Below are 22,564 nucleotides of genomic sequence, written 5' to 3'. Positions count from 1 at the left end.
CCGAATCGCGGCGACTTTAGCACGGGGTGAGCGCAGCCTCTTCCAGCCGCGCCGCAAAATGCGCACCATGGCCGCCATGCTCGAACAGATCCCCACCCACCTCATCGGCGGCCCGCTCGGCGCCGGCAAGACCAGCCTGATCCGCCAGTTGCTGGCACAGAAGCCGGCGGCCGAGCGCTGGGCGGTGCTGGTCAACGAGTTCGGCCAGATCGGCCTGGACGCCGCGCTGCTGAGCAGCGCGGTCGAGGGCGTCAGCCTGGCGGAAGTCGCCGGCGGCTGCCTGTGCTGCGTCAACGGCGTGCCCTTCCAGGTCGGCCTGGGCCGGCTGCTGCGCCAGGCCCGCCCGGATCGCCTGCTGATCGAACCGTCCGGGCTCGGACATCCGGCCGAGCTACTGCGCCAGCTTGGCCAGGCGCCCTGGCAGCAGGTCCTGGCGGTTCAGCCGAGCGTGCTGGTGCTGGACGCCAGGCACTGAGCCAGGGCGTAGCGCTGCCCGACAGCCAGCAGCAGGCCCTGGCGGATGCCGGGCTGCTGCTGATGAACAAGAGCGAGACACTGGACGCGCCGACGCGCGCGCGACTGGCCAGCCAGTTGCCCGAACGGCCACTGTACTGGACCAGCCAGGGCCGGCTGCCGCTGCAGCGCCTGCCGGGCATCCAGGCCCATGCCCACGAAGCATCGCAGCCACCCGCCCTGCCCCAGGGCGCAGTCACGCTGCCGCAGCTCTGGCTCGATCCGCAGCAGCCCATCTGCCAGGTGCAAGGGAATGACGAAGGCTGGAGCATCGGCTGGCGCTGGCACCCGAGCCAGCGCTTCGATCTGCAGCGCATCGCGCACTGGCTGGCGCAATGGCCCTGGCGCCGCGCCAAGCTGGTGCTGCACGGCCGCGAGGGCTGGCGGTCGGCCAATGCGCTGGAGGGTCATACGCTCGAATTCAGACCCAGCGAATGGCGCAGGGATTCGCGGATCGAGCTGATCTTCGCCGAAGCCCAGGCGCAGGTCGCGCTGGAACAGGGTCTGCTCGCTTGCCGCCTGGCGAGCTGACGATGCTCAATCGCGCGTGCGGCGCCAGTCGTCCAGCTGGATCACCCGCCCCGGTTCCGCGGCGGGCTGGAACGGATGGGCGGCCAGCTCGATACGGCCGACCTGCGCGCCGAACATGACGATGCTGCCAGGATGGCGTTGCTCGCCGGTGACGGTGAATTCGAAACCGTAGATGCGCGCCAGCCGGCGCCGCCCCCGGGCATCCGGCAACAGCGCCAGGCGGCGGAAGGCAACGGCGCCGTCGAGCAGCTCGACGTCCATCTTCTGGCAATGCCGGCGCACCGCCAGCAGGGCACGCTCGCGAATGCCGTGGGAATGCCAGAGCCAGGCGCCCGCGGCGGCCAGCAGCATGAACAGGAACAGGTTGCCCAAGGTCAGCATAGGGTTTCGGATCGTTGGCAGAAGGCGCACAGCTTAGCGCTTTTCGTCAGCGCGAGGCGGTTCGGCAGCCGCACTCAGCTTTCCAGCCAGACGTCCCGCGCCCAGTGCCAGACCGTTTCCCAGGTTTCCTCGGTCAGTTCGCCGTCGTCGCCGTCCCAGAGGGTAACCTGGCCTTCCAGATCGACCACATAGTAATCGCGACCGTCCTGGCAGAGCGGCACCAGGTCGCGCGGCACCCCGGCATCCCAGGCGTTGGCCGCCACCTCGGGCAGGTAGGTATGCGCTTGCGGATCGGTGGCGGTGACCGGCTCCAGGCGGCCATAGACCACGTCGCTGACCTGCAGCAGGAACTCGCGCAGGCCGAACGGCAGGTTGATCAGCAGCTGTTCCTCGATCTCCACCAGCAGATCGTCGTCCGGCAATTCCAGCGGCACCGGCACCGGCTCGTTGAGTTCCCGCAGCTGTTCGATGACCTCTTCCATCGCGACTCCCCTCGTACCGCGTCGATCAGCGGGTGTTATACCCGCCCGCGCATTGGCGAGCCAGCGTTTACGCCGTTCGCTGGATGAACAGGTCGCGCTGCCCCGCTGCCTGCTCACGCGGGCAGATGAAATTCGCTCCTTATTTCTATATGATTCGTATATGTTTCATTTAGACGGAGATTTCCATGGGAATCGTCAATATCGATGACGAGCTGCACGAGCAGATTCGCAAGGCGAGCAGCGTGTCCTGTCGCTCGATCAATGCCCAGGCCGGCTTCTGGATTCGCATCGGCATGTTGTGCGAAATGAACCCAACACTCAGCTTCCACGAGGTGGTTGCCGCGCAGATGCGCACCGCCGGTGTCGTGGTGCCTGCCAGAGCGGCGGATGCCTCATGACCAAGAAGCCGGAGGAAATCGCTCTGATGGCGGAGTCAGGCAGGTTGCTGGCATCCGTGTTCGGCTATCTGGATCGGTTGGATCTGCTCGGCCTGTCGACCCTGCAGGTCAACGACCTGGTGGACGATTTCATCGTCAATCAGCTCGGCGCGCGCCCCGCGAGCAAGGGGCAGTACGGCTTCGCCTACGCCATGAACACCTCGCGCAACCAAGTGGTGTGCCACGGCGTGCCCAGCGCCTGCGAGATCCTGCAGAACGGCGATCTGGTGAATTTCGACATCACCCTGGAGAAGAACGGCTATATCGCCGATTCCAGCAAGACCTATCTGATCGGCGAGGTTTCGGCGCAGGCCCGGCAGCTGGTGCAGGTCACTTACGAAGCCATGTGGAAAGGCATCGAAGTCGTGCGGCCTGGGGCCAGGCTCGGCGATATCGGCCACGCCATCGAACGGCACGCCCGCGCCCATGGCTACTCGGTGGTCAGGGAATATTGCGGGCACGGTATCGGCCGGGAAATGCACGAGCCGCCCGAAGTGCTGCACTGGGGCAAACCGAAGACGGGCCTGACGCTGCGCGAAGGCATGGTCTTCACCATCGAACCCATGCTCAACCAGGGCCGCAATGCCGTACGCACCCAGCGCGATGGTTGGACGGTGGTCACCCTCGACGGCAAGCTGTCGGCGCAGTTCGAGCACACCGTGGCGGTGACCCGCGATGGCGCGCGGTCCTGACGCTCCGCCCCGAGGAACGGGTTTCGGGTTTGTCCGCATGACAAAAGGCTAATGCTGTTCAGATAGGCACGGCGAGTACGTTGTAGGAGCGCGCCATGCGCGCGAATCGCGGGCGTGGCCCGCTCCTACAGTGGAACTAAACAATAAAGTCTGTCGCACGCAGGCCCCGAAATCCGGGGTGTCCAGCATGCTCGAATAAGATCGCAAAACTGTCGCAACCATCCCGAATCGAATTTAGAGAATAGGCATCAACTAATAAAAACTGTCGCGGCGTTATAAGCGCTTGAATCATATGAATTTTCTACCAGATACAGTCTCTTTACGCTTGCCTTAGCCTCAGTGACCGGTTCTGCCATGCGCGAGCTTGAGTGTAGCCAAACCACTTTTCATGCTTAGTTAGATGCCGCAGGAATTTGCCTCGGTGTGACTCAGTGCGCATGTCTCTGTGACCAAAAGCTGTCTTCCCCAGTAGCAGCAAAATGGGCAGGTACCCTGAAGCTCAGGAGGTTATGCCTCAGCTTAGTAAATCACAGTCGAAGCAGTCAGGCTTATACAGATGCCGCCTGTATAAAGTTTTTCAAAACCAATGAAGGGTACGAAGCAATAACATCGCTTTGTACCAATACCAAGGCTTGGCGGTTGCAGGAGCTGGGGTTAACTTATTTATTATTGCCCATAGGTATCCGAACCTAGGCAGCTTTGATAATGAAGTTTGCTTTTTCAAGCGGGCCTCGAACAATGCTCATAAGCTGCCGAGCGAACTGTGCATAATTCCACATACCAACAGCTTCGCAGGCAATGGCGATGTGTTTGAGCCTAACCCAGACACCTGTCAAAAGATTAGTGTAGAGCTTAAGGTGCTCCAACATATAGTTAAGTCGCGCGCTCAAGTAATTATGGGTTGTTTTCTCTATATTTTCCACATAACGCTTGACCAAACTTGGCTCTTTGCCGAGCTCTTCATCTATAAATTTCTGGGGATCTTTTGAGTTACGGAGCTCCAACGTCATCCATTCAGGGTTGTATCGGTAAGGATTTACTTTAACGTCATGATTGTAGAAAGTGAGGTAATCATTTTCGTGCAGGAAGCTGACGATCGTTTCATCGAGCTCTGGGTGAGCAACAAGTAAGCCTCCTACGTCGTTTATTGTCTGGATATCGAAAGATTTTTTTAGGGTCTGATCTGCCGCAACTAGGGCTCTTACCTTCGCTAGCCATTCGAAAGTGTCGAGAGCGTTTTTTTAACTGGGTCGGTGATTGCGCAAACTCAATCTCACCCAAAAGAGCTGGCCTGATGATGCCAGATACCCGTTCAAATGCCTTCGTTCTAGCTAACCTGCCAGGGGTACAGTAATGGGGTGATCCGAGGTTGATGAAATCGTAATCAATTTCAGCATAGGCCAATGCAACAAGCCTTGAGCAAAACTGCTTCTTGGTTGCCTCCAGCTTCATTAATCGCCTGGGCAGCGCAAGCGTTGCCTCATCTAAGGCATATAGTGAGCCGACTTGCTCATGAGCGTAACGGCAGATCCTATCGATCTGAGTATCGTCCAAGGGCACTTTGCTCCTAAGCACAGCACAGTGGCTTGGCTTGTCCAGAATGAGTCTCTGCGCATTCTTAGAAAAAACACCCTCTCTTACCGCCTCAATCATTGTGCCGCCAACCCATATGGCCGCATGTGAGTATTTCGAAGCGGTACCCAGCCTTACTCCTTTGCTCACCACAGTTTTCTCCGCAGTGAGGATGATGTCGCCTCGCTGAAGCAGAGAACGCTCAAGGGTATATTTTGTTTCCATAATTTCCCGAACTATAAGAATCTCGGCCCAGCCTAGATCCAAAGCGGCACGCTGCAAAAGCAAACGCCGTTATGTTCAACTTAATCTACGTTGAGCTGCAGCTTAGAGGATGAACCGGGTGTCGTCTGAAATACCTGTTAGGTCTTAGGGTCAAACATTTTGAAGAGGCGCTCATCGTCACCCTTCCAGTGGGCCTTACACGTGCATTGTGTTTTACACTTTCTACGCTCAATGGGAATATCAATTTTGGCATCTTGCATTGCAAGCCGAAGAGCTCCTACGGCCATGCTATAAATATTGACGTTCTCATCAGTCTTCAGCTTTGGATCATCAAGGATTATTTTCTTAAGGTGCCGCCCAAATGGTAGTGATCCGCCACAGTGCCGCAATACGATCATCTGGTCGAACCTGCCCCTGACAAAATCGCTATCTAGCTCTTTTTTACTCTGAAACCATCTTTCTTCGTCCGACCTCCCTGCCCACTTTGTCGGATTCTGTTTAGTTACCCAAATCCGGCCTGTCTTATTTCGATCAATTAGTGCGATATCGAAGACAAATAGAACTGGGCCATAGGCGTTGGCACGGTTCGCTCTCGCGTGAATATCCACGGAGTCAAGAAAGACATCGAACCATATGCTATATCGCCTATCGGCTTCATCAGAGGACTGCGCAGTCTGCGTCAACCCCATGCGCTCCACGGTTCCGCGAGACATCAAAGCCTTGCTTCTCAGAAACTGGCAAGCAGTCGCGATACTATTAGCATGATATAGCTCGCCTACGCCTTTCCCTGACAGCGCCTCAAAAACATACTGAGATGGAATGTCCATTGAGATCTACCTTCCCGATAGCTAGAGCGCACCACGTGCGCCGCTATCCCCTCTAGCAGCTCGACCTTATATCTGGGAAAACGGGCTAACAACCCTGCTGTCACATCTAGAGATCAAAGCCCAAGACGGCATGACTTCACGTTACGAGGCTTACAGAAGCTAGAACGAGATCAGGCTACCAGCTGCAGCCGAGGCGCAAGCGCCAAAAATTCACGAGGCATGGTAGACAGGATCCTCGCGACCTTTTCCTGCGGGAGTTTCTCGACGAGAAGCGCCTCGAGTTTTCCAATCCGCTCCTGAACCGCCTGCGAACGATCCCACTGGATGCTGAATTTCTTGGCTGAGATCTTCTGCTCCACAAGGACAAGATGACGGTTGCGATCATAGGTGTAGCGCATCGTGACCTTGCTCGAGCCACCCTCCTCATCTGCCTCAAGGAAGGTAATCTCGAAAATCATTCCCGTCGAAATCTTTCGTGCTGCTGACTCGACGTAAGCATCTTCGAACAGGTTATCTATGAGATCACTGGGCTGAACCCCACGGGTGACATGGAGAGTCGTGAGCTCGTCGACAAGCGTTTGGATGGATTCGAGACTCATTTCAGCATACCCCTCAGTTCAGCCACAATCACCTCCACGTGCTCAATCGACTTGGACAGTGAGCTATTGTCGCGTTCAGCGACTTTGCCGAATTTTTTCAGTAGCTTGGCGTTGATAAAGCTCACCAGTATACCGTCGTTCGGCATATTTGGCTTAGCCACAGCCAAATGATTCCTGAATTTCGGATAGAGAGTAGACGCCTTTTCATCAATGTTCAGGTCGCTCAGTAGGGTGGCTACTTCGTCCTGAGCCTTCTTCGTCAAGATCTCGCGGAGCTGTTTGCGCGCGATCTCAGGCCGCTTGGCCACGAGGTTCGGATCGATCGTCTGGGCGGCTTTTTTTGTTTCCGCGTTGATGAATACGTTTTTGAGCTGTGCCAAAACGTCTGCGTCGTACCCTTCCAGTCCTACCAGCGCTTGCACCTTCTGAGTCGCTATGGAGTTAATCTCGGCCCGTTTCTCAGAGAAGATTTTGTTGAAGTCCAAGTCTTCAAGATACGAATCCCGGTCACTCACGAACGCATCAGATGACGAGACGCCGGCCAGGGAATGCTCCTTCCTGGTGTACTCCTCGTCAGTAATTGTGTACTCCCGTGTCCGCTGATGCCTGGCCCGATCCACCTCTTTCTGGAAGGCACTCCACATCGAATTTAGGCCGGTTTCCTCGTGGTAAATCACCACCGCGTTGTTGTCGATTTCAAAGGCAGTTATTTCCTCCGCCGGAATTGCTCGCAAGACGCGGCCAACGATCTGGGCGAAAGCATTGATGCTGCGGTAGGGGCGGAACAGCGCGAGTACAGTAAGGTAGCGGTGGTCATACCCTTCCATGAGCATGTTCACAGAGATCACTACATCGCATTCGTGGTTATCAATCACCCGGAACGCCGTGTCGATCTCAGACTGCTCCATGTCGCTGTGCACAATCGCAGCAGTCAGATTCTTGGACTGGTACCAAGTGCGTAGGTCTTCGGCGTGAGTGATGCTGCAACCGACAGCAAGTATCTTGTGAGGTACGTTCGGCGAAGACTTCCGCAGATCGTTGAGGTTGGCGATGCTTCGCTCAATCACATCCATTGAGCATTCTGGAGACAGCGCCACGCTCCGCTCCAGCCACTCTCGGTCTCTCAACTCAAGGACCTCATCCTTGGAGAGCCGCACGCCTGGTTGCTCGGCAAGCGTAAAGTAGAGCTCGTGAGCGTTAACGGTCTCTTTCCTCAGCCATTTCACATAGCGATCACGCATCACCTCCGAAAGAGGGGTTTCGTGGATAAGCTTACCGGGTACCTCTTGCTTGTCACCGCGGAATGGCGTGCCTGTGATAAAAATCTTCTTAGCCTTGGAGAAATGATTCAGAGTTTTCTGCCACGTCCCTGCCGGCGCATGGTGGCCCTCATCGATGATGATGAGGTCAAAGAAGTCAGCGGGCACACGCTTGGTCAGAGAGGTTCCACGTTCATTGTAAACCTGCTGAATATTCGAGTAGACGAAATGGCTTTGCTCAAGGCTCGTCAGCAGCGTCTGAGAGTTGTATTCACATGTGATCGGTAAGTCTTCTGCACTGAAGATCACGTCGAAATTGATCCAAAAATTGTCCTCCAGCAGCTCTTGGGTCTTTCGGATGCTCTGCTTCGTTACCAGGCCTGGGGTGATGATCAGCACACGTCCTTGCGCGAGCCCGAACGGGACGATAGAGATCAACCCACTTTTTCCTGTGCCGGTTGGCAGCACGATCAAAGCGTCTTCATTGGAGCTGGAAAAATGCTCCTGCGCCTTGATGTAGGCTTCGATCTGGGGTGTGCGCAGCTTGTTGTTCCCTAGAATATTGGCTGCCGTATCGATGAAGTAGTTCATGGACAGTCTTGGTTCCTATTGGGCGGCGAGCGCCATGGAGCGCGCACGCATGGCGGGCACATGGCGACGGGAGGAATAAGAAGGAAGGGGCGACAAGGCATTGCGGAGCATAGGCATTGAAATATCCATATTTCGGGATGTTGATCGAGCTTCACGGCGTCGCTTCGATTATGGCCTAGTAATATCATGGGTAGGTTTTGCAGTCGATCACGTAACTGATCGTTATGAATAGTGATCATCGCAATTGCGGATGCCCGGAAAAGTACTACCGAGATTACCAAAGAAGGGGGCTAAGACAGCGTAATGAACCGCATTAGCTCCATGGGCGGCTTTTGCATGCCAGCTATCTGCCCCAGATAACGGTACGAATTGAGCCCCCCACGGAGCTTCCGGTTCATGAGGATAGGCCGACCAATTTTCCGCCTCAATTCTTGCCGGTTCCAAGCAGGTAGAGGAACTGTCGCTGCAGACGCGTATGGCCTTCTATTACGGGCCGTAAAAAGCACTCTGACAGACGGCTGAGATGAGCATCTTGCCTAGCTGTGACATGAGAATTCCTTTTATCTCAAACGAATGAAACCTAAATTATTGATTTATATAGATAAAATTTTTAGGCGAATTTGCTATGCACGTCGTAGAGGTTTTTAAATTATAAATAGCGCTCTGTGACATGATGTGAGGAGATGACGTGATCATCGAAGCGCTGGAGGAACTGGGTCCGTGCTTGAGCACAAAATTGGCAAGCCACCTGGTTGCTCATTACGACCTATCGCAGGATGCGGCTCGTCAACGCATCAGCCGAGCACCAAAAAATGAAGTTCGACGGTTAAGCAGCTTGCCCTTCCCTCACAGGGCAGCATTTGTTTATCTAAAAAGCCAGTACGGGACGGAGGAGTATTGGAACAACCTCTACGAGGCGATTTTATCTGTCGAGGGCACCTACTCGCGGGCCGTGGCCTCTGTCCTTTGTCGCGAGATGGTGCCGGTTCATCACTTCCACATCGCCTGTGGCGCTCCCAGCGCCCAAAAGGGACATATTGCCTCAAGGGCAGCTCTCAAGCGTCTAACAGACGCCGGGGTCTTGACCGAAAATACCTTGCCTGGAATTGGTCTTTGCGTGATGACCAGGCAGACGCTCGAAAGCCCTGAGTTCAGCGCTATTGCGGCAAGTGTCCGATCACGCTTGATGGCTGAGTCCGTGCTGCTCGATAGCATCAAGGAGTGGCTACGAAATTTGGCTCTTGCGAGCTTTAATAGTGTCGCCCTCCGAGGAACCATAGAGGATCCGCTGCCCAGCGTAGGTACGTTCAACTGGGACCTCAGTGCGCCCAGTTACAGCACCGCCCTAGCCCAACGACGTAAAGGTGAGCTCGTTCCTGGGTTCATCGCGTGCGATGTTCTCCTTACCGACAACATTAGCGTCAGCGCAATCAAGCCCTTCCTCCACAAGATACAAACGCTTCAGGCCCTACAAAATATCGGCCGCGTCATGTTCATCCTGGTCGGCCAGCGTTTTGATAACGACGCCTTCATTGAGCTTAGAACAGCAGGTGTGATACCTGCGACGCCTGAATCTCTATTTGGAAAGGAGATCGCTGCAGCCTTCCGAGATCTGATCAAGACGTTGACGGATGCAGTGCAGGGGGTCGTCAACGCAGCGAAACTCGACGACGTCATTACCAGACTTGGTAAGCTCGAGGGCGCTTTGGGGAATATGCGAGGCTCGTTCTTCGAACTGATCATTGCCGAGCTCGTAAGAAAAACATTTCCCGGAGAGGTTCAGCTCAACAAAATCTGCTTAGGCGAAGATGGAAAGGCTGAAGTTGATGTCTGGGCCGTGAAAGAAGGGATCTCAGCCAGAATCATCGAGTGCAAAGGCATGGCGCCTGGCGCTCTTGTGAGCGATGAAGAGGTCGGACTGTGGCTAACCACCCGCATCAAGCGGGTCAGACACCACTTGAAGAACGTCCTTCACTGGGACAAACCCAAGCCACAGTTTGAGCTGTGGACGAGTGGGGTCTTGTCAGCCGAAGCACAGCATCGAATCGAAAAAACACGCAATGCGAATAGCGCAAAATTTGGCCTAATCGTCGTCGGTCCGGAGGAGGTTCGGAAGGCCGCTAAATCAATGAACGACGAGTCTCTACTGAAAACCCTGGAGCACCATTTCATTCCCACTCAGTGAAGACCCGTTATCTACTTGTGGGGATCTTAGGCGCTCACCTTTAGTTCAGCGCCACTAAAAGCCTTTCTAGCCAAGGAAAGCAATATCACAATTCAAGGGGAGAGACCCGCCAGGCTCAGGATGCTGGGCCACCACAAAATCAGGCGGTCGAGCTACCCCCGTCATTGAAAAATCATCGCGAGCAACGCGCCCGAAATCGCTGATTTCTTGCTCCTCACCGCTGAACATAAAGTTCACCATGCGCTCTCGTTTGAGACCGGAAATCGTCCTGAAAAAGCAGGGCTCGCAAAGATGGACTTCGTAGCGCTCGCCATCATGAGCCGAACCATAACCCCAGCTGGCTTGCAGAGTGCCGAATTGCAACCCATACCCTTCCACACGCGTGCTGTCGCCACAAACGTCGCACAGTACATCACTGACCGATTCGGTCTGTTCCATTGCTGTGGTCTTCATTAGCAACCTCCCACCTGAATACAGGTCTGTATTCGTCTACCCAGCACCGATGCTTCTTCTGGACCTTAGCTCTAGAACCGCAATAAGCCTGCATGCGCTTCGGAGCAAAGGCAGACTGCAGTTCTCAGCCCGCCTGGATCGGTAGCACCATTAGCCGATTTAGCGGCCACCTCAGGCACCTGCTCTGTTCCACTCCAAGCCTGAAATTTTCCGTTCCGAAACTTCAGCCATGATGCAGGCGGGTATCGACTCTGCTGAAACTATGACCGTAGCCTAGCTTTCAGAACGCAGCTTCAAGAGCAGCATCAAGATCCGCTTTAAAACGCCCCAGGTGAGCCCGAAGCACATGATCCTGACTATCAAAGCACTCCTTCAGGATATGCAGGTAGTTGTTCCGCTCTCTGTAACCGTATGGCTCGATAAGATGCCGTCGCATCACAGCGGCCAATGAAGCCAGATGCTTTCGATTCTCCAAGTCTCGCAGGGTACTGAGCGCCACCCCCAGCAACATCTCCTTGAACCGACGGGCTAAGCGCGATGAAATTAGGACGGGCTGGATGACTCGGCCAATGGCTTCCGCAGCTTCGAAGGAAATGTAAACGTGGTTGCCTTCCATCTGGTCTGCATGGACAACTTCGCCCGATTTTGTAAGAGCGTCGGCATCCCTGATCCACACCGCAGTAGCGCTAACGACTTCGTACAGTAGGTAGCACAGCGGCGTTGGGAACTCATGGCTCTCATCTTCTGGCCGAACTTCACGAGCTCGGTCGACTAGGCGGCTCGCGAAATGAGGCATGTAATGGAGCCACAAATGGTCGGCAACCCTCTGATGTAGGCCCTCCAGAACCATGATCCTGAAAAACCAGATGCCTGCATAAACCGGATCACGATGCTTACCAACATCTTGAAAGGTCAGTAACCGTCCATTGAGCCTCTTCTCAAGTGTCTCATCCGCGTCGATCCGCGCTAAAACAGCCTCACCGACAGACCGGTAAACCCCGAGTCGGGCGGCCATATTAACGTCGTTGCAGTAGAACCTCATGAGGCGCGATTCTCATCAGGCAACGCCAGGCGATGCCCGCCACCATCGAAGTTGTCGTTGTTCTTCAGCTCGCTGTAGAAGACGCTAGCCTCGTTGGCTAATAGAGCCTCGAAGAATTCGTCTTGGAAATCATCAACAAAACGCGTTGCACGCTCCATGAGCTCAATACAGAGGTATGGCCGAGCGATGGCGAGATAGCCGACCAGGGGGCGAGATGAAAGCAGCCGCTTCACGACTATGGCAGCACGACGCTGCACCCGCTGCGAAGGACCGATTAGATCGGCAAGCCATTCGCGGAAGCTAAACCACTTGCGGGAGAGCCAGTTCGTCGAAGCTGCCTCTCCAAGCGAGATGGCCCCATCGTCTCGGAAGACGACCTGCAAGTTGGGATGCGGTGGCCGGATGACGCTGGCCAGACGGCTTCGCACACTTTCTGACGCCACTAGGTTCAACGCCGATGAAAGGTGAAGTTGCAGCAGCTCAGTGAGCTCCTCGAGCTTTCCAGCGTGCAATAGCGATGAGGTCAGATCATCGAAGAGCCCGAGATTCCATCTCGTCAGCCTGGTTCTGCGCGACCGCCAATAAACGAACGTAGCGAGCAGTAAGAACAGCAGGTACTGAGTAGCGCTCTTGTCGAAGCCCCACAGCCAGGGACCGAAGGTAGGAAAACCTAGTGCGGTAAGTACTGGTTGGAAGAACAACCCATGGATGATGAGCAGCACGACCCAGATGACCAACCAATCGAGCCAGCTAAGGCTCAAACGGAAGCTGAGCCTGGCTGTACTTGGCACGATAGACCATACCGCAGCAATCAAGCCAAGCATTGTGAGTAGCGTACTCGTGTCGATGCCTGCTGGGTTCATCAGTGATCCTACTTTTCGGAATGCAGTTAACTGGCCGTTTTCAGCTTGCGCGCAGAGCGAAATCCTCGACCTTCGCGCCACCTACGCAGCGTTTCATTTTGATCGGCCGCGCGCCCATTATTTGATGCATACCTCCAAAGAGTCACATAACATCTCTCGGGAATCGGCGCTTGAATGACCTTTCAAGAGCACGTGAAGTCGATCTAATCACTCCAAGGAAGACAAGCAGCATGGAGCAACGATCTCTCCTTTACGACGCCCGCTTTCTCGAAAGCTACGCGGGGGCCATCGTCACCGACCCTGCAACCGCCATCGTCGAATTGGTCGCCAACTGCTGGGATGCTTACGCCACCCAAGTGGAGATTGCCTGGCCAGCCGCTGACTCGGGCCGACAATTTAGGATCAAAGACAACGGCCTCGGGATGACCCGAGACGAGTTTCAGCATATCTGGCGCACCATTGCGTACAACCGACTCTCAGTTCAGGGCGCTATCGCCGCGCCCCCACAAGACATCGAAGGACTGCCTCGCCCCGTATTTGGCAAGAACGGTAAGGGGCGTTTCGCCAGTTTCTGCTTTGCCGATGAATACCTGATCACTTCACGTAAAAACGGCCAGGAGTTCGTCTGTCGCGTTCATCGAACCCTTACCGAACCCTTGGTGCTGGAAGAGATCTCCTTCAAGGCCGAGGGAGTCGAAGGCCACGGCACCGAGATCGTTGGCAACGGCGACATTCCTCCGCTGAATTTCAGTGAAGAGCAAGCCCGCGAACTGATCGGCAGCCGATTTCTCGCCAACCCGGCCTTCACGGTGTCGATCAACGGAAAACCGATCACCTTCAGTGACATCCCCGAACTGCTATCCAGCGTGGAGCTTGAGATCCCTGATCTAGGGAAAGTGATCATCCTACACATCGATACCAAGAAGGCCGACCGGACCACAAAACAGCATGGCATCGCCTGGTGGGTGCAAAACCGTGCCGTCGGCGACTGCAAATGGAGCCGCAGCGATTACGAGCGCGTGCTCGATGGCCGCACCTCCGAGGCCAAGCGCTTCACCTTCATCGTCCAAGCCGACTTTCTGAACCAGCATGACGCAGTCACACCAGACTGGAGTGGGTTCAAGGACGACAACCCAACCTGGTGCGCCACGCGCGAGGCCGTCCAAGACCGCATCCGACAGATCATTCACAGCAGCGGTGAAAGCGAGCGTGAAGCCAAGCGCGTCGCTGTGATAGAGCGTGTCGGTAACACCGTAAACACCCTATCCCCTAGCAGTAAAGATCGCGTCGAGGCCTTTATCGACGAAGTGGTAAAGACCTGTCCTAACTTTGGCGAGCAGGAAATTGTTCAGCTCTCCACGATCCTTGCGAAGCTGGAAAAGGCCAAATCGCGCTATGGTTTGCTCGAACTCTTGCACAAATGCGAGCCCAACGATTACGACACGCTGCACACCATCCTCTCCGAATGGACAATCGGCATGGCCAAGCTCGTGCTCGACGAGATCCAGAACCGCCTGAAACTCATCGGAGAGCTGCGCACCAAAATTCGGGTCGCTGGAATCGATGAAGTCCATGAGTTGCAGCCACTCTTCGAACGAGGCCTGTGGATGTTCGGTGCGCAATTCGAATCCATAGAGTTCACCTCCAACAAGGGCATGACCTCTGTCATCCGCCAACTGTTCGGCGACCGCCAGGGCAAAGGCAGCCGCAACCGCCCGGACTTTGTAGCCCTACCGGATTGCAGCGTCAGCTTCTATGCCAGGGCGTCCTATGATGAGGACTACAACGAAAATGGCGCCGCACATGTCGTGATCGTGGATCTCAAGACGACCAACCTACCGCTCGGCTCCCGCGAGAGGGAGCAAGTCTGGCGGTACGTGAAGGAGCTGAAGGCCAAGGGCACATTCGTCAGCACACACGAGTGGATGGTTTCATTCTCGGCAGCATCATTGAGCCAGGTGAAGATGATCCCACCACCCACGGTGAAGGAGTCAAAATTACCCCTATGCTCTACGACACTATTTTGCTTCGCGCTGAGAAACGCCTGCTTAACCTCTACACCAAAGTCCAAGACGCCCCATTTCTGCTTGAACAGCAAGAGCAACTCGCCAGCTTTCTGAAGCCGATAGACGTTCGTCAGGGGGATCTGGTCGCAGCGGTTGACGAATAAGAGCGCCTATCAATAAGGCTCCGGCACCCCGTCATCCGGCTTACAGCGATACATGGACCCAGAGCCAACATGATGCCATCACCCACAACAAGTGACATGGCCATGCCTGTAATCAGCATTGGCTCCGACTGACGAAGCAGAGCCAATGTCTGAACGCAAAGGTGGTTGCTATGTCACTTGAGATTTATGCTAGCCTGCAAGCGCTTTGGATATAGATCCAAAGGTGCATCACAAGCTGTCAAGCCCCATGGCGGCATCCCAGGTATAACAACCAAAGGTGACCAGCAATGCGGCCAGCAGCCCTCGGATACTTATCTTCATAGGTACTCCAAGTGTGACGCTGACATTATACGTCGATCCTAGCAATCGCGGCGAAATCGGAACTGGGTGACAGAGACCGATTGGATGATGTGAGGAGCATTTGAGTTTATCCGGCCAGGCGGCTGAGGATTGCCGCCATCCTATGCCTGGCCGGTTGGCTCGAACAAGGATGTACGCAGATGGCAGAAAATTGGTACAAGTCACGGGGCTACCTGCACTTTGATCGCCCGATCAACCAGGCTGCGGCGCTGGACATAGTCTCAAACCCAAAAGCTGTTGCCAGGCACGCCTTTTACCCATTCATTCGCTATGTCGCACAAACAAAGAAGGTGTTTTTCGACAAAAGCATTGGGAAGGTGGTCAAAAAAGACCCAAAGGAACGGCCTATTTCCTACGCCGCACACGTCGACAGCCACATTTACTCGTACTACTGCGAACAGCTGAACCAGGCCTACGAGAACCATCTGGCTGAAATGGAGTGGTCATCTTCCATTCTGGCGTTTAGAGCCCTTGGCAAAAGCAATATCGAATTTGCTCGGGATGCCTTCCTGAATATTGCGGCGAGAGAGTCCTGCTGCGTCATCGCCATCGACATCAAAGGGTTCTTTGATAACCTGGATCATGTGCACCTGAAAGTTGCCTGGCAGTCCCTCCTTGGCACCAGCCAACTGCCCGATGATCACTACGCAGTGTATCGCTCCCTCACCAAGTTTTCGTTCGTCTACAGAGACCAAGTCTACGAAGCGTTGGGGCTTTCAAAGAACAACCCCAAGCAAGGCCGCAAGCGAATTTGCGAACCCCATGAATTCCGGGCCAAGGTGCGTGATCGCGCCCTGATCGAAACCAACAAGGACAAGAAGGGTATCCCCCAGGGCTCTCCCATCAGTGCCCTGCTGTCCAACGTGTACATGATGGGCTTTGATAAACAGATTCACTCTTATGTCCAATCCTGCGGCGGTGCCTACTACCGATACTGCGACGATGTTTTGCTGATTGTCCCGCTGGAAAAGGAAGCAGAGGCCAAGACCTTAGTGGATCAACGCGTCAGTGAAATAGGACTGGAAATTCAGGCCGCCAAGACGGAGACCTGCAAATTCACACGGTCAGCCAAAGGATTGAGATCAGAACGACCGCTGCAATACCTGGGCTTTATCTTCGATGGAGCGAGCATCTACCTGCGTTCGTCGTCTCTAGCCCGCTACCAAGATCGTGTACACAGAGGCATCTGGCTGGCCGAAAAATGCATGGACAAGGTCAATGCCAAGCGGATTGCCAGAGGCCAGTTGCCCCGCTCGATGTTTCTGAAAAAGCTGTACAAGCGCTATTCCTATCTGGGCCGGAGAAATTTCATCTCCTATGGCTACCGGGCTGCCAGGATCATGCACGCTCCCTCGATCAAGAAGCAGCTCAAGCCACACTGGAGCAGGCTCCGCGAACGTATTTCTACCGCCCAAGGCGAATGACGCCCCGAATTAGAGAGCCCCACCATGGCGATGAAGTTTGGCCGCGCTCATTGCGAACAACTCAAAAAATCGTTGTCCCCTTACCAAGCACGCGATCTGTATACCAACGAAGACGGCGAGCACTATGCACAGGAGTTGACCTTTCTTTGCGAGGATCAGCGCTGCCGTGCGCTACTCACCCCCGTCGGCATCTACATGGCGCGCAAATCAAAACGGGCGCTGCACTTTCGCACTAGGGAGGAACATGCACCGGACTGTGATTTTTTACAGCCTGGCGCATCAGGTGGCACGAGCCGCTCGCCAGCGGAGCAGGAGGACGACTTTAAACCCAGCGACTTCCCAACTGAACTAGATTTATCTCCTCGTCCCCGTAAAGGCGCTGGAGGGGGAGGCGAAACCACGACCAGTGGGATTGATGACGAGACAGGCACCAGCGGGGCCGCCTCGACACGCGACGGCAAAATGCGAAAGACGAGTACCCGCACGCGCTATTTGGACTTGGTGGTGGATTGCTATCTGTCCGAGGATGACGCCAGCAAGAACCAACTCTTAACCATTGCAGACAAGACCAAAACCTTTGCCCGCTTCTTCAAGAAGATCCAGTATTTCCAAGACGAAACCGGACTAATCTACCACGGCCTGATCGATGATCTACGACTATACGCAGGCAAAGGCGTGGGCCTGCGCTTTGCCGAATTGGTGTGGGTGGACAAGAAGCGATACCGTGTCTGGGCGTATGTTCCGCAGGAGCGTATCGAAGAATCCCGACGCCGAAAGGCTTTTCTGGCAGAAATTGATGAATTGGAGAAAGCGATCAAGGCCGGAGAACAAGTACATGCGTTCTTTGTCGGCGCCTACCCGCTCAGAAGCACCGTAGAGAATAGAGACGGCAGCCAATTTGAGGTGTATCGAGCTGAGCTACTGAGCATTGATCATCTATCGCTGGTGTTTGCCGAATCCAGCCAACGTTAGAACTCCACACACAAACTTCAGATTATCACTGTGTAGCAAGAACGCCCCTACACAGTAAGGGTCGCATAGATTCTAATCAGCTCTCTTGGCGAACACACTGGTAACCAACAGCGTCCTAGCCGGATGCTGGGGCTCCTGCCCTCACTACCCTGACCAAGTAACTGGCCGCATTTAGTTCGCGCACGGAGAGTAGCTACAACCCGAACTTATTTTGGCTTCTTCGGTTTAGGCGGAGAGCTTGTAGACTCGACAAATTGGTGAAAGGCGCTGGTCAAATCCTCGACTGACGCCTTTGGCAAGCGAGGAGCACGAGGAGCCTTGGTCGACAGAGTAGTTTTCGAAGTGGCTTTCTCAATGTGATCCATAGCTGCCCGCTCGCTTTCATTAAGGGCTGAATCAAAGACTTTGGCTACGACACGGTTATCTCGATCTGCGCGGGCAAATGCCACAATGTTGGATCGGACGGTTACGGGAAGCTCAAACGGACAACGAAGATCTAACCGGCCACCTGTCCTACGATTCTGCAGCGCTTGTAGCTGCAGTTCCTCCACATCCTCCCGATTCGCCGCATATGCGACGGAGCGATATGCCTGGCTAATGTCTGACAGAGTCAGGGACTCACGTCCGGAGCTGCGCGCCTCGATGTAGGCGTGCTTTATAAGTTGAACAACGAGCCGCTTGATTCCAAACGTAGACTTATAAATTTCGTGGGCGAGGTCATCAATTGATCCAGATATGTGGCCGCCCGACACCCTAACGCATTCAACAATGTAATTCCTCCACCCAGAGCTCTCTGGATCATCGGGTAGCATGATCCTCGGCTCCGAAAGCAGGCGCTGCTTGTCTTCGCTGTTGCGACCCAAAAGCTTGTGCAAAAGACTGTAGTTGGAGACAAACACCATCGGAGGGCCAATCGCGGCCAACGTTAACAAGATGTCTGTGACTCGTGAAACACCCTGCCCAGCGTTGATGTGCTGAGTTTCTTCTAGAAGGAGTAGCGATACACCATCTCTATTTGCCCGACGGCGGCACTCGACGAGTAATTTAGCAACGTTATGGCTAGTTGACCTTTGATCACCCAAAACAAAGTCCGCCAACATCTGCCTACCGCCAGCTTTGCCCCTGGCGCTCGCATACCAGTGAGAGGTCAACTTCAAGCTTCCCTCAAAATGGTTGCAGGCGAGGTCTACAGGTGGAGGCAAAACCTTCCGCAGAGCTGCTATGGTCTGGGTCTTACCTATTCCGGCTAGGCCCGTCAGGCAGATAGGAGCGACTTCCACGTCAGGGGGGTTATAAATTCGAGAAATGTATTCCACTTCACTCGAAAATAGTCTCTGGCTGTGCAGCGACGCCTTCGTTGCCATTTCCTTGATGAACGCTAGGGAAAAATCATTGGGTAGATAAATTTCCTTAAGAGCACCTTCGAGTGCTTCGGCAGCGACCAAAACGTCCTTGCCACCTAAATCTCTAACAGCACCGGGCTTTACAGTTACTCGCTCGCGAATACGCTCGACATCCAAGCAGCCGTCAAAACGGGTATTGATGACCTCGTTCACTTTGCCTTTCCTCTGAGGCGGTTGAAATCAGCCGTATCCCGCAGCGCCGCACCGCCTTTAGAGGGTCGGCCTAGCTTTCGCTGACCGCTGTCCCATTCCTCTCCGGTTTCTCTCTCGAATCGATCCCTAAATTCCTGTTGAATCGCCGGCCTTTCATGTCGAAGATCTGCCGCAACTGCACGACGCATCTTGTCGATTTCTTTCAGATCATGCAGTGAAATATCGACACTACTTTCCGGTGTACTTGCAGGACGAATAAAGTCCAATTCGTATAGCAAACCTTCTACCTCGACCCAAATATGTCGCACGCACATCGTTAGTGCGAATGCAGAAACAGAAACTGTACCATTTCTGGCAATACGATCGAACACTCGGGTGTTTACTAGCGCCTGAGATCTATATTTACGACCATAAAAATATACGGCATCTTTTTTAATTGTAGCAGGATGCTCGGTTAGAAATAACCTAACAGCTCTATCATATGGCATACCAATAGCACTATTTCGACCGCGACTATCGAGATAGCACCAAATGTTGTGAGGTGTAGGTTTGAAACCTGTCAGTAACATTTCCTCCGTCATCCGCATAGCCGCATCAGAGCTATGATTATCAGATAGTACACGCATGATCTCACGTCGAGCCATCTGTACGAAGTTCAACTTACTGTGAACATAGCTTGGCTGATCTAGCGTCTTCTTATCCCGTGGATGAGACGACTCCACAGTTGCCTTGGACTGTCCTGAAAAGGAAGGAGTTAACTCAAGACTTCCAAGCCAGCGTATTTCCGACGTGCAGTCGTAGCCAGCTCCAGGTCCTCTATCGAAAACGATACTACCGGAGAGTCCTATACTCGGCCACTCACCAGGCTTTATCACCAACCCAAATAATTCGCCAAACTTCACCTTATCAATAGCCATTGAAAACAGGGCCATCCTATAGGCTTCCATGTTTTCTCGACCCTCTGAAAAGCCGATGCCCAGTATGGCTCCCGATAGGCCACAAACCGCACGCACTACGCAGAATCCATCCACTGCACTGCCTTCAGTGATACCTGAAAGCTTTTCAGAGAGATTATAGCCATCGAACTCTACACGCTGATTCAAGTTAGTCAGGCTCTCAGCAAAGCTACCCTCTGATCCGGCTTGAGCTCTCGCTATATGGGGCCCTTTTAACTCATAGGCGAGCGCTTTCGGATTGATAAGTTTGCGTACCCAATATTTGAACTGCGTAATCGAAGGAAAAGGTTTTCCATCAGGATGAATGAAAGACTTTGAATCCCCCCTTGTTACGACGGTGCAGCCAAACTCTTTGGTTAATACATCACTATAAAGCCTTTCTTGGCTGCCATACGCCGATCTAAACCTCAAGAACCCTGAAAGAATCTTCTCTTTCATTTCAGCAGTGCATGGATACCCAGAACTTCGTCCTTTCGGAGAAGGCCTGCCTAATTTCCTTGAATTCGTATGGGCCTCGCGGTTCCAGCCGCCAATACGGTGAAGCGGAGGCATTAACGCCCATTTATTAAAACCAAAAACAATATAACTATAGAACCACAGCCTAAGCCTCCTCGCATTCTGCTGTGGAATAGATTTCTTGGCGTGAGCATTGATAATAGCATTGGGATTATCGCTACTAATTACAATCAGATAATTAGCTATCAACTCCGAAATAGCCATATATCTACGATCTACCTTCTGGCTATAACTTTCCTTCGTGGAGATTCTACGGCGCTCCAAGTGAGAGACAGAATAACCTTGAATAGGTCCTAACCACGGCGGGTAGTCATCTCGAGCGTCTTCAACCAAAAAACCCTGTTCAAGACCTTCCTCAAAATCAATCCTAGAAACTGTAATAAGCTCTACACTCACATCTTCGTTTTCATTGGCAAACAAGACAAGCCTGACTCGGTTTCGATCAGAGTCGCTATTAAGAAAATGATAAGCTTGTCCTTGATCAAAACACTTGAAACCCTGAGGCGCGACAATTCGCGCTCCTAGCATCATGCTTCAAACTCCACGAACAGGCTGCCATATACTGACAGTAGGTCTTGTTCTGATGGTTTGAGCGGATGATCTATTAGTATTGGCTCGAAGAAATTTATCGATAATTTCCGACTCCAAATATCCTGATAGATCGCTGCAATAAACTGATCACGACACCCCCAACGAGCACCGTACTGAAGAGCCACATGTGCCAGCGGTATCCCATTCGCAAAAGCTTCCTGTAGCGAGCAACTAAAATCCGACATTACGGTAGAATCGTGCGTTACTGAGAGTTCGTGCATACTAAAGAGTAGATCCAGATTAGCTATGACTACCGGATCAATCATATCTAAGGAGACTTGAACCGTCCTTATTCCTGCGCTAGCGTAATACTCCAACTCAAGCTTGGCTCTGAGTTGAGCATGATCTCTATCTTTCTTCTGCTGAATTGGGCTCTTGGCGCTTGAGAGCCGTCTTTCCGAAAAAGCATTTCTTACATCCTTCACAGACCAATTCACGGCATAAGGTATCCCCGTGTGGCTAGCCATAAAGAGCAGAAGATCCCCTTGATAGGGAAATGGTACTTTCTTACGCTCGCCACTGGAGTTAGTAACTACAATCTCGTGATGCTTGAATCCAATCTGCGTTGCAATTTCTAGCGTTCCACGCAATGGCGGTGGAAATGTACCAACTGTCAAAGGGTGACCATGTAAAGGATGAATCGTCGTTACGGGCGACAACATTTTTTGTTCGTGAATATCAATAAGTTCAGGATGATAAAGCGCGAGCTGAGCGAACACTCGCTCAGGGGTGGACAAAACATGTAGCGTTCTCCCAAGTTTCCGGCTGTTCAGCCGACTTATACGAGAACCCTTTGGCGCTTCACGAGTAACAGCCAGTGTGGAAGGCGTATAGATTTCCCCCCACCTAAAGCGGCCTTGCCGGCTTACTATCAGCTCAAATCTCTGCTGAGGGGTCATCCCTTAAATTCCAATGTCATCGGGCTGTTCAACGCGCTAGTCATTTTCAAAAATGGCTATAGACGGCGCGAAACCATTTATCCGAGGTGGGCATTCTTAAGCCTCGCCATTCACGATCAAAACTTTTCTAAGGATGAGCGAGAACATACGAGGCTTGACGCCCCGCACTGAGCGGATAGACAATGGAAAGGTCAGGCAGTCAAATCTGACGTTTCCACGGAGGCCCAAGGTCGCACTTGGGCCTTTGTCTATCTAGCTTTTGGCTCTCCTTGATTGGCTAGATGTCACATATTCACTTCTTCCTCTCAAACCAACCAACGTAACCCTCGTCGCCCACAAGAGTGGCTGATTCCTAGGATTTTATATGTCCTAGAAGTTCTAATCTCGCGTGAGAGCGGGGCATGTTAACGCCGGAAAAAGTAGGCTGACAACAAAAAAATGGCGAAAAAATCCGCCTCCGGAGGCGGA

General features: G+C 53.5%; 18 protein-coding genes and 2 pseudogenes. 7 read left to right on the top strand and 13 right to left on the bottom strand.

Annotated features, from left to right (window positions below):
* Positions 1-58: 58 nt before the first annotated feature.
* Positions 59-1,044, top strand: a pseudogene (locus BAY1663_RS04250) (GTP-binding protein).
* A gap of 6 nt (positions 1,045-1,050) precedes the next feature.
* On the opposite strand, the gene BAY1663_RS04245 reads toward BAY1663_RS04250, so the two are convergent.
* Together BAY1663_RS04245 and BAY1663_RS04240 are read right to left on the bottom strand one after the other, a co-directional pair.
* Positions 1,051-1,425 (bottom strand): DUF3301 domain-containing protein, encoded by a 375-nt coding sequence (locus BAY1663_RS04245; protein ID WP_037038176.1) that lies wholly within the window; start codon positions 1,423-1,425, stop codon positions 1,051-1,053.
* A gap of 74 nt (positions 1,426-1,499) precedes the next feature.
* Positions 1,500-1,907 (bottom strand): SMI1/KNR4 family protein, encoded by a 408-nt coding sequence (locus BAY1663_RS04240; RefSeq protein ID WP_037038175.1) that lies wholly within the window; start codon positions 1,905-1,907, stop codon positions 1,500-1,502.
* 185 nt (positions 1,908-2,092) lie between these two features.
* Between BAY1663_RS04240 and BAY1663_RS04235 the strand changes: the two genes are divergently transcribed.
* Together BAY1663_RS04235 and map are read left to right on the top strand one after the other, a co-directional pair.
* Positions 2,093-2,305 (top strand): ParD-like family protein, encoded by a 213-nt coding sequence (locus BAY1663_RS04235; protein ID WP_037038174.1) that lies wholly within the window; start codon positions 2,093-2,095, stop codon positions 2,303-2,305.
* Positions 2,302-3,077 (top strand): annotated as a pseudogene (gene map / locus BAY1663_RS04230) (type I methionyl aminopeptidase). Before BAY1663_RS04235 ends, map begins: the two are co-directional and overlap by 4 nt.
* Positions 3,078-3,725: 648 nt before the next feature.
* On the opposite strand, the gene BAY1663_RS04225 reads toward map, so the two are convergent.
* From BAY1663_RS04225 to BAY1663_RS04210, 5 genes are all read right to left on the bottom strand, one after another.
* Complete coding sequence (locus tag BAY1663_RS04225) at positions 3,726-4,046, bottom strand: hypothetical protein (protein WP_037038173.1); 321 nt, start codon at positions 4,044-4,046, stop codon at positions 3,726-3,728.
* A 91-nt stretch (positions 4,047-4,137) separates the two neighbouring features.
* Positions 4,138-4,833, bottom strand: a complete 696-nt coding sequence (locus BAY1663_RS25815; RefSeq protein WP_371257584.1) for a YiiX/YebB-like N1pC/P60 family cysteine hydrolase — start codon at positions 4,831-4,833, stop codon at positions 4,138-4,140.
* Between the two features lie 137 nt (positions 4,834-4,970).
* Positions 4,971-5,660, bottom strand: a complete 690-nt coding sequence (locus BAY1663_RS04220; RefSeq protein ID WP_128576076.1) for a hypothetical protein — start codon at positions 5,658-5,660, stop codon at positions 4,971-4,973.
* Between the two features lie 170 nt (positions 5,661-5,830).
* Positions 5,831-6,259 (bottom strand): hypothetical protein, encoded by a 429-nt coding sequence (locus tag BAY1663_RS04215; RefSeq protein ID WP_037038170.1) that lies wholly within the window; start codon positions 6,257-6,259, stop codon positions 5,831-5,833.
* The gene (locus BAY1663_RS04210; RefSeq protein ID WP_037038168.1) at positions 6,256-8,109 is read right to left on the bottom strand and encodes a DEAD/DEAH box helicase; all 1,854 of its coding nucleotides are present in this window, start codon (positions 8,107-8,109) and stop codon (positions 6,256-6,258) included. Before BAY1663_RS04210 ends, BAY1663_RS04215 begins: the two co-directional genes overlap by 4 nt.
* A 688-nt stretch (positions 8,110-8,797) precedes the next feature.
* Between BAY1663_RS04210 and BAY1663_RS04205 the strand changes: the two genes are divergently transcribed.
* A complete protein-coding gene (locus BAY1663_RS04205) occupies positions 8,798-10,294 on the top strand; it encodes a hypothetical protein (RefSeq protein ID WP_037038166.1) in 1,497 nt (498 codons plus the stop codon).
* 66 nt (positions 10,295-10,360) lie between these two features.
* Here BAY1663_RS04205 and BAY1663_RS04200 read toward each other — a convergent pair whose 3' ends face one another.
* From BAY1663_RS04200 to BAY1663_RS04190, 3 genes are all read right to left on the bottom strand, one after another.
* Positions 10,361-10,732 (bottom strand): hypothetical protein, encoded by a 372-nt coding sequence (locus tag BAY1663_RS04200; protein WP_371257583.1) that lies wholly within the window; start codon positions 10,730-10,732, stop codon positions 10,361-10,363.
* Positions 10,733-11,027: 295 nt separating this feature from the next.
* Positions 11,028-11,762, bottom strand: coding sequence for a hypothetical protein (locus BAY1663_RS04195; RefSeq protein WP_128576074.1), 735 nt, complete (start codon positions 11,760-11,762; stop codon positions 11,028-11,030).
* Positions 11,763-11,785: 23 nt separating this feature from the next.
* The gene (locus tag BAY1663_RS04190; RefSeq protein ID WP_037038164.1) at positions 11,786-12,652 is read right to left on the bottom strand and encodes a hypothetical protein; all 867 of its coding nucleotides are present in this window, start codon (positions 12,650-12,652) and stop codon (positions 11,786-11,788) included.
* Between the two features lie 230 nt (positions 12,653-12,882).
* Here BAY1663_RS04190 and BAY1663_RS04185 point away from each other — a divergent pair, with 230 nt between their 5' ends.
* The 3 genes from BAY1663_RS04185 to BAY1663_RS04175 all read left to right on the top strand — a co-directional run bounded on the left by BAY1663_RS04185 (position 12,883) and on the right by BAY1663_RS04175 (position 17,578).
* The gene (locus BAY1663_RS04185) at positions 12,883-14,772 is read left to right on the top strand and encodes an ATP-binding protein (protein ID WP_218186648.1); all 1,890 of its coding nucleotides are present in this window, start codon (positions 12,883-12,885) and stop codon (positions 14,770-14,772) included.
* Between the two features lie 550 nt (positions 14,773-15,322).
* Positions 15,323-16,606 (top strand): antiviral reverse transcriptase Drt2, encoded by a 1,284-nt coding sequence (drt2, locus tag BAY1663_RS04180; protein WP_037038163.1) that lies wholly within the window; start codon positions 15,323-15,325, stop codon positions 16,604-16,606.
* Positions 16,607-16,630: 24 nt separating this feature from the next.
* A complete protein-coding gene (locus BAY1663_RS04175) occupies positions 16,631-17,578 on the top strand; it encodes a hypothetical protein (protein WP_037038161.1) in 948 nt (315 codons plus the stop codon).
* Positions 17,579-17,784: 206 nt separating this feature from the next.
* On the opposite strand, the gene BAY1663_RS04170 is transcribed toward BAY1663_RS04175, so the two are convergent.
* The 3 genes from BAY1663_RS04170 to BAY1663_RS22920 are packed head-to-tail and all read right to left on the bottom strand — an operon-like array spanning position 17,785 to position 22,096.
* Positions 17,785-19,134 (bottom strand): hypothetical protein, encoded by a 1,350-nt coding sequence (locus BAY1663_RS04170; RefSeq protein WP_033874681.1) that lies wholly within the window; start codon positions 19,132-19,134, stop codon positions 17,785-17,787.
* Positions 19,131-21,137: a hypothetical protein gene (locus BAY1663_RS24960; protein ID WP_033997546.1), complete on the bottom strand. Its 2,007-nt coding sequence runs from the start codon at positions 21,135-21,137 to the stop codon at positions 19,131-19,133. The genes BAY1663_RS04170 and BAY1663_RS24960 overlap by 4 nt, the downstream gene beginning before the upstream one ends.
* On the bottom strand, positions 21,134-22,096 hold the full coding sequence (locus BAY1663_RS22920) for a hypothetical protein (RefSeq protein ID WP_051497067.1): 963 nt from the start codon (positions 22,094-22,096) through the stop codon (positions 21,134-21,136). The genes BAY1663_RS24960 and BAY1663_RS22920 overlap by 4 nt, the downstream gene beginning before the upstream one ends.
* Positions 22,097-22,564 lie beyond the last annotated feature (468 nt).

The organism is Pseudomonas sp. BAY1663 (assembly GCF_000582595.1).
Taxonomy (GTDB): domain Bacteria; phylum Pseudomonadota; class Gammaproteobacteria; order Pseudomonadales; family Pseudomonadaceae; genus Stutzerimonas; species Stutzerimonas stutzeri_AF.
Note: the sequence above shows the minus strand (reverse complement) of the source record. Positions and strands in the feature narration are given on the sequence as shown.